The 7,641-nt window shown below is 67.7% G+C and carries 6 protein-coding genes; 2 read left to right on the top strand and 4 right to left on the bottom strand.

What is annotated here, in order from left to right; all coding sequences use genetic code 11:
- Nucleotides 1-149 precede the first annotated feature (149 nt).
- From bioB to GOSPT_RS09755, 4 genes are read right to left on the bottom strand one after another with little or no spacing between them, the layout of a single operon-like run.
- On the bottom strand, nt 150-1,214 hold the full coding sequence (bioB, locus tag GOSPT_RS09770) for a biotin synthase BioB (protein WP_005205686.1): 1,065 nt from the start codon (nt 1,212-1,214) through the stop codon (nt 150-152).
- A complete protein-coding gene (gene bioD / locus GOSPT_RS09765; RefSeq protein ID WP_005205684.1) occupies nt 1,211-1,963 on the bottom strand; it encodes a dethiobiotin synthase in 753 nt (250 codons plus the stop codon). Before bioD ends, bioB begins: the two co-directional genes overlap by 4 nt.
- Entirely contained in the window at nt 1,960-3,132 is a 1,173-nt protein-coding gene (locus GOSPT_RS09760; protein WP_039855511.1) for an 8-amino-7-oxononanoate synthase, read from the bottom strand. The genes bioD and GOSPT_RS09760 overlap by 4 nt, the downstream gene beginning before the upstream one ends.
- A 44-nt stretch (nt 3,133-3,176) precedes the next feature.
- Nucleotides 3,177-4,478 carry an adenosylmethionine--8-amino-7-oxononanoate transaminase gene (locus GOSPT_RS09755; protein ID WP_005205680.1) on the bottom strand — a complete coding sequence of 434 codons (1,302 nt, stop codon included), beginning with the start codon at nt 4,476-4,478 and terminating at the stop codon, nt 3,177-3,179.
- Between the two features lie 134 nt (nt 4,479-4,612).
- Between GOSPT_RS09755 and GOSPT_RS09750 the strand changes: the two genes are divergently transcribed.
- Both GOSPT_RS09750 and GOSPT_RS09745 read left to right on the top strand, forming a co-directional pair.
- Nucleotides 4,613-5,176, top strand: coding sequence for a TetR family transcriptional regulator (locus GOSPT_RS09750; RefSeq protein WP_005205678.1), 564 nt, complete (start codon nt 4,613-4,615; stop codon nt 5,174-5,176).
- Between the two features lie 201 nt (nt 5,177-5,377).
- Nucleotides 5,378-7,579: an acyltransferase family protein gene (locus GOSPT_RS09745; protein ID WP_039855464.1), complete on the top strand. Its 2,202-nt coding sequence runs from the start codon at nt 5,378-5,380 to the stop codon at nt 7,577-7,579.
- The last annotated feature ends 62 nt before the right edge of the window (nt 7,580-7,641 follow it).

Here is a 7,641-nt window from a genome sequence, read left to right as displayed (position 1 = left end):
ACGCTCCCGCGCCGAGCCGAGACGGCCCGCTCGCACGCTCCCCGCGCCGAGCCGAGACGGCCCGCTCGCACGCTCCCCGCGCCGAGCCGAGACGGCCCGCTCGCACGCTCCCGGCGCCGAGCCGAATCCGCCCGTTCTCGGCGCCGGACTCAGATGCTGTCGTTGAGCGCCTTGATCGGCATCGAGAGGTCGTCGAGGAGATCGAGGTCGTCCTCGGCAGGCCTGCCGAGCGTGGTCAGGTAGTTGCCGACGATGACCGCGTTGATGCCACCGAGGATTCCCTGCTTGGCGCCGAGGTCGCCCAGCGTGATCTCGCGGCCACCCGCGAAACGCAGGATCGTGCGCGGCAGAGCGAGGCGGAACGCCGCCACGGCCTTGAGCGCCTCGGCCGCAGGCAGCACGTCGAGGTCGCCGAACGGGGTTCCCGGACGCGGATTGAGGAAGTTGAGCGGAACCTCGTCGGGTTCGAGCGCAGCCAGGTCTGCCGCGAACTCGGCGCGCTGTTCGAGGCTCTCCCCCATGCCGAGAATGCCACCGCAACACACCTCCATACCGGCGTCGCGAACCATGCGCAGCGTGTCCCACCGCTCCTCCCACGTGTGGGTGGTGACCACGTTCGGGAAGTGGCTGCGCGCGGTCTCGAGGTTGTGGTTGTAGCGGTGAACACCCATGTCACGCAACTGATCGACCTGCTCCTGCGTCAGCATGCCGAGGCTGCAGGCGATCTGGATGTCGACCTCATTGCGAATGGCTTCGATTCCCGCGGCCACCTGCGACAGCAGTCGCTTGTCCGGGCCACGCACGGCCGCGACGATGCAGAACTCCGTCGCGCCGGTCTTCGCCGTCTGCTTGGCAGCCTCCACCAGCGATGGGATGTCGATCCACGCGCTGCGCACCGGCGACGCGAAAAGCCCTGACTGCGAACAGAAATGGCAGTCCTCCGGGCAGCCGCCGGTCTTGAGCGAGATGATGCCCTCGACCTCGACCTCCGGTCCGCACCACCGCATCCGGACGTCATGGGCGACCTGCAGCAGTTCGGTGAGGCGCTCGGCGGGAAGCCGCAGCACCTCGAGCACCTGGTCGCGATCCAAGGGCTCTCCGCGTTCGAGAACCTGGGCGCGCGCGACGTCGAGGATGTCGGTCGACGACGCGACGACCGACGACGCCTGCGCGGTCGCGGCGTCGAGCGTCGGATCTACGGGTGCCTGTGTCATGCGTGAACTCCTTCGATGGGCTGATCTGCCGCGATCTTGTCGGGCGCGGAACGAGAATTGAGGTCTGCGACGAAGTCGGGATCGAACCAGGTGGGCGCCGCGGCCCGGAACTGATCGGGCTCGAGCTCCCCGACACCGTCCGGTATGACGCCGACGACGGGGACACCCGTGAGCCGGGGCAGGTCGATGCGATTGCATCGCATGGCGAGGTCGGGATCGCGCGGCCACGAGCCGATGACGAGGCCGGCGGGACGAATTCGGTTCGCCCGCAACGCTTCGACGGTCAGCTCGGCGTGATTGAGCGCACCGAGGCCTGCCTGGACGACGACGACCGCGTCCGCTCCGATCGCGTACGCGACATCGAGTGCGGTGAGATCGGGCGCGAGGCGCACCAGTACCCCGCCTGCTCCCTCGACGAGGGTCAACCGATGAGTTGAAACCAGCTCGGTGACAGCGTCGACGATGGTCGAGAGGCTCAGTGGGGCGAGTCCTGCGCGCATCGCCGCGGTCTCCGGCGCCAGCGGCTCCGGATAGCGCGCACACTCGACCAGATCCGCGACACCCGCGAGGTGGGCAACAGTCGCGAGATCACCCGGCTCGCCTGGCTCGACGCCGGTCTGCGCGGGTTTGCACACCGCCACGCCGACGCCACTCGCCGAGCTTCCCGCAACGCACGCGAGCGCAGCGGTGACGATCGTCTTACCCACGTCGGTCGAGGTGCCGGTGATCAGGAGTGCACGTCCCGTCATCGTGTACCTCCGCCTTCGGCCAGAGCGGTGCCGATGACGTCTGCGGCGCGGTCGACGGTCGCGTCGTCGAGATCGGCGCGCACCGTCAGGCGCAGTCTTGAGGTCCCCGGCGGTACCGATGGCGGTCGGAAACACCCGACCAACACACCGCTGTCCCGACACCGTGCGGCGGCGTCGACCGCGGGCTGCGGGTCGCCGACGATGCGCGAGATCACCGCGGCAGCCGGGACCGGCGCACCGAGGCTGCGAGCCATGCGGGTTGCGTTGTGCCGCAATCGGTCCGGTAGCTCCGGCTGCGCACGCAAGACCCCCAGCGCAGCACGCGCCGCACCGACGGCTGCCGGGCTGAGTCCGGTGTCGAAGATGAAGGTGCGCGCGACGTCGATGAGGTGCTCACGGACAGCAGAAGTCGCAAGGACCACGCCGCCCTGTGCGCCGAGTGACTTGGAGCACACGGTCGTGACGACGAGATCGCGCGCACCGGACAGTCCGACTTCGGCGATCAGTCCCCTGCCGCCTGGTCCGCGTACTCCGAGTGCATGCGCTTCGTCGACGAGCAGCGCCGCAGAGTGTTCGCGGGCAACGCGGTAGAGCTGCTCGACGGGTGCCGGTTCGCCGTCGACCGAGTAGACAGAATCGGTGACGACCAGTGCCCGCTCTTCTGTGCGACCACGGAGTGCCGCTGCGACGGCCGCGACATCGCCGCGGCCGACGACGACCACTCGCGCGCGCGACAGTCGGCACCCGTCGATGAGCGACGCGTGGGTTCCGGTGTCGGACACGATGAGGTCGCCGCGGCCGACGAGTGCGGTGATGGCTCCGACATTGGCGAGGTAGCCGGACGAAAAGCACAGTGCCGCATCGAAACCCATGAAGTCGGCGATGTCGTCCTCGAAGTCGACGTGCAACCGTGTAGTGCCCGCGACGAGTCGCGACGCCGTCGACCCCGCTCCGAACTCGTCGAGCGCCGCATGCGCGCCCGCGAGCACTGCGGGGTGTGTCGAGAGTCCGAGATAGTCGTTGGACGCCAGGTTGAGCATCGACGCTCCGGCGTCGCGGACGAATGGGACACGGTGCAGCCCAGCCGAATTGCGTGCCGCAGCGGCATCGGCGAGCCAGTCGAGGGCGGACGCGTCGTCGACCGCCGTGCCGCTCGCGGCCTGCGCCATGTCGAGGCCGCGCAGCCCGGAACGCAGCGTGTCGTACTCCGATGTCATCGGGCACCTCCTGCGCCGACCAACTGTGCACACGACGCCGTTGTGGCCGCGGCGATTCCGGAGCAGATCGTCTCGACGTCGGAGTCGGTGCAGACGAACGGCGGCATCGTGTAGATCAGGTTGCGGAAGGGCCGCAACCAGACACCGGCGTCGACGGCGGCATCCGTGGCCGCGGCGACGTCGACCTCGTCGTCGAGTTCGACGACGCCGATGGCCCCGAACGTGCGGACATCACGAACACCGGCCACGTCGTTCAGTGGCGCAAGTCCTCGCGCGAGCAGGTCGGAGATGTCGGCGACGCGGCGTCGCCACGGACCGTCGAGCAGTAGTTCGGTGGAGGCGACCGCGATCGCACAGGCGAGCGGATTGGCCATGAACGTGGGACCGTGCGCCAATCCACCGGCCTCACCCGCACTGATCGTCTCCGCGATCGCGGTGGTGCACAGCGTCGCGGCCAACGTCAGGTAGCCGCCGGTCAGCGCCTTGCCGACACACATGATGTCGGGCGAGACGCGCGCGTGGTCGGCGGCGAACAGCTCGCCGGTGCGGCCGAATCCGGTGGCGATCTCGTCGAAGATCAGCAGCACATCGTGCTCGTCGCAGATTCGACGCAGTTCCCCGAGATAGGCGGGGTCGTGGAAACGCATACCTCCGGCGCCCTGGACGACAGGTTCGACGATGATCGCGGCGAGTTCGTTGCGGTGCGCGACGACAGCGGCCTCTAGGGAGTCGACATAGTCGGCATCGAACTCCGCGGGCGGGGCGGGCACGAACACCTGGTCGGCCAGAACCCGACGCCACATCGCGTGCATCCCACCCTCGGGATCGCAGACGCTCATCGGGGTGAAGGTGTCGCCGTGGTACCCACCGCGCCAGGTCAGCAGGCGCGTGCGTTCCGGCCTGCCACGACTGCGCCAATACTGCAGCGCCATCTTCACCGCGACCTCGACCGACACCGAACCCGAATCGCAGAAGAACACCTTCTGCAGGGGTGCTGGTGTGATGTCGACGAGCAACTGCGCGAGCCGCGCGGCGGGCTCGTGGGTCAATCCGCCGAACATCACGTGGCTCATCGACTCCAGTTGATCGCGCGCCGCGGCGTCGAGGACCGGGTGGCGATAACCGTGGATGGCGGCCCACCACGAGCTCATTCCGTCGATGACCGCACCGCCGTCGGCGAGTGTGAGTCGCACGCCGTCGGCGCCGCGGACGACACGCGGTTGCGTCGGCGACGGCATGGCGCCGTAGGGATGCCAGATGTGTGCTGCGTCGACGCGGCTGATGTCGGCTGCATCCATGTGGTGCGTCCCTCCTCGCCGGCTTAGAGTGGTCCTGGACACCGTTCAGGCCCGAACTCCTGGACACTGTACAGGCTCCTCCTGAACGCTGTACAGGTTGCGTCACGGCCGGACGGCCTGGATACCCTGACGCGGTGAGCAACAACCGCGCCGACGTCCTGCGCGCCGCGCGCGGCATCCTGACCGACTACAGCCTCGCCGACCTCTCGATGCGCAGGCTGGCAACCGAAGTCGGTGTCCGCCCCAACGCGTTGTACTGGCACTTTCCCAACAAGCAGTCGCTGCTGGCCGCGCTGGCCGACGACATCCTCGGCGACATCGACCCGTCGGACCCCGATCAGCCGTGGGACGCCAGACTTGCCGACATCGCGATCGGGATGCGGACGGCGCTGCTCGCTGTTCCCGACAGCGCGGAGGTGGTCTCGTCGGCGTGGGCCAGTGGAATTGCGACGAGAACGGTGTCCGACGACCTGACCGACGTCGCGCTTTCCGGCGGACTCACCCCGCGCGACGCGCACGGAGTCGCCACCGCGATATGCCAGCTCATCATCGGGCTGACGATCGAGGAACAGACGCGGGCCCAGATGGAACGGCTCGGGGTCACCGGCCCGTCGGGTCGCGACTTCGCAGCAGAATTCGACGACGCGCTCGGCGTACTACTCGACGGCGCTCGACACCGAGCGCGCGCGACTCACTGAGCAGACGCCTCGCGACACCACTCTGCGCCGTCGCGACACCCCTCTGCTCAGTATGTCGGACCCGCTGGAATGGGTTTTTCACAGTTGCGGCGGGTAGCCTCCTACGCGGAGTACGGCGGTTGTCGTCCACCGCGCGCGTGTGTGTGGATAGGTCGCCACCGACTCGTCCCAACCCCCGACACGGAAGCAAGCACGACAGACGTGGCAGCCCCAACCCAAGTGGTGACGACCCCTAACCGGAACGAGCCCGTCCCACCGCTCCCCGCGTATCGCACCGATCTCGACGGCCTCCGCGGGATCGCGATCATGCTGGTTGCCTGCTTCCACATCTGGTTCGGCAGGGTGTCCGGCGGCGTCGATGTCTTCCTCGCACTGTCGGGTTACTTCTTCATCGGATCGCTGCTGCGTCACGCGATCAACAGCCAGGCGTCGCACGTCACGTTCATCGAGGCGCTCAACCCGTGGCCGCGCCTCAAACGACTGCTGCGTCGACTGCTCCCGGCGCTGTTCACGGTCCTCATCGCGGTCGCGATCCTGACCGTCATCGTGCTTCCGCAGACCCGCTGGCTCAACATCGGGCGCGAGCTGCGTGCGTCGGCGCTGTACTACCAGAATTGGTATCTCGCACTGAACTCGCAGGACTATCTCGCGGCGAGTTCAGCGAACAGTCCGCTGCAGCACATCTGGTCGATGTCGGTGCAGGGGCAGTTCTTCGTCGGCATGCTGTTCGCCGCGGTCATCGCTGCCGGAACGATCAAGCTGCTGTCGGCGATCATCCGACCGATCGCCGAGCCGAAGACGATCCGTCTTCTCGTCGGCCTCGCACTGTTGGCGGTCGCCGCCGTCTCGTTCTACTGGGCGCACATGCGGATGGGCGTCAATCAACAGTGGAACTACTACGACACCCTCTCGCGACTGTGGGAGCCACTCGCCGGCGGTCTGCTCGCCATCTGGTTGCCGCGCTGGCACGTTCCCCGGTGGCTCCGCAACGGTGCGGCGATCGTCGCTCTCGGCCTGATCATCACCTGTGGGTGGTGGATCGACGGCGTCGACTCGTACCCGGGTCCATGGGCACTGGTGCCGGTCGGTTCGACGCTCGTCATCATCTGGGCGGGAGCCACCGCGCTCGAGCGTCCTCGGTCCAGGCATGAAGCGATCGATCAGTCGCAACCGGCGGTCAACCGGGCGCTGTCCAGCCGGGTACCGGTATGGCTCGGCACCATCGCGTACTCGCTGTACCTCTGGCATTGGCCACTGCTGATCTTCTATCTGACCTGGCGCGGCAAAGACCACGCCAACGTCATCGAGGGCATCGGGCTCCTCGCCGTGTCCATCGGTCTGGCCTGGCTGACCAAGCGCTACGTCGAGGATCCGCTGCGGGGCGGCGACCGCGCGAAGCTGGCCCGCGGCGACCGACAGGGACGTTCGCGGTGGCTCAGCTACACGTCGGTGGTGACCACCGTGCTGGTCGTCTTGTCGATCGGCGTCGCGGTCGGCGTCAATGCATGGGACCGCCACGTCGCGAACACCGTCGTCAACACAGCGAATCTCGACCCGCACTCCTACCCCGGCGCCCGCGCTCTGCTCAACGGCTGGCCGGTGCCCGCGCTCGATCCCCAACCGACACCGCTGGCAGTGCTCGGCGACTTCCCGGAGACCTCGACGCAGGGCTTCATGAGTTCGTTCGAGGACCCGGAGATCCACGTCGGCGTCTACGGTGACCCGACCGCGACGAGGACGATTGCCCTCGCGGGTGGTTCGCACGCCGAGTTCTGGATCACCGCACTCGACGAACTGGGCAAGCGCAACCACTTCAAGGTCACGACCTACCTGAAGATGGGGTGCCCGCTGTCCACCGAGCTGGTGCCCAAGCAGCGGGGTGTGCCGTATCGGCAATGCCACGACTGGGTGCAGCGCGTGATGGCGAAGGTTATCGCCGACAAACCCGACGCGGTGTTCACCAACTCGACCCGTCCGCGCGACTACAAGCCGGGCGACTGGATGCCCGACGACTACAAGCCGATCTTCACGCAATTCATGGATGCGGGCATCCCCGTTCTCGGCATGCGCGACACACCGTGGCCGATGGGACCGACGGGCGCTCTCGACACCCCGACGTGCCTGTCCGACGGCGGCACCGCATCCGAGTGCGGCTCCGATCGAGCGCGGGTGCTCTCCCCGACCGATCCCGCAGCGCCGTTCGCCGACGGCAAGCCACTGTTCCATCCGCTCGACGTGTCGAACGGCATCTGCACCCCGACGGAATGCCCGGCAGTCGTGGGAAACATCATCGTCTACAAGGATTGGCATCATCTGAGCGCCACGTACGTGCGCAGTCTGACCGACGAGCTCGAACGCCAGATGACACAGGCCCTGCCCTGGACCGGTCCCAACCACCGCTGACGCGCCAGCGGTCGTCGGCTCAGCGACCTCCTCGCGGAGTAGGCCGATGCAGACCGACCGCG

This window comes from Gordonia sputi NBRC 100414 (assembly GCF_000248055.1).
Taxonomy (GTDB): Bacteria; Actinomycetota; Actinomycetes; order Mycobacteriales; family Mycobacteriaceae; genus Gordonia; species Gordonia sputi.
Note: the sequence above shows the minus strand (reverse complement) of the source record. Positions and strands in the feature narration are given on the sequence as shown.

What these genes read in the sequence shown, in the direction of transcription:
- bioB (WP_005205686.1), bottom strand. Translation starts at nt 1,214, where the DNA reads ATGACACAGGCACCCGTAGATCCGACGCTCGACGCCGCGACCGCGCAG.
- bioD (WP_005205684.1), bottom strand. Translation starts at nt 1,963, where the DNA reads ATGACGGGACGTGCACTCCTGATCACCGGCACCTCGACCGACGTGGGT.
- GOSPT_RS09760 (WP_039855511.1), bottom strand. Translation starts at nt 3,132, where the DNA reads ATGGCGCAGGCCGCGAGCGGCACGGCGGTCGACGACGCGTCCGCCCTC.
- GOSPT_RS09755 (WP_005205680.1), bottom strand. Translation starts at nt 4,478, where the DNA reads ATGGATGCAGCCGACATCAGCCGCGTCGACGCAGCACACATCTGGCAT.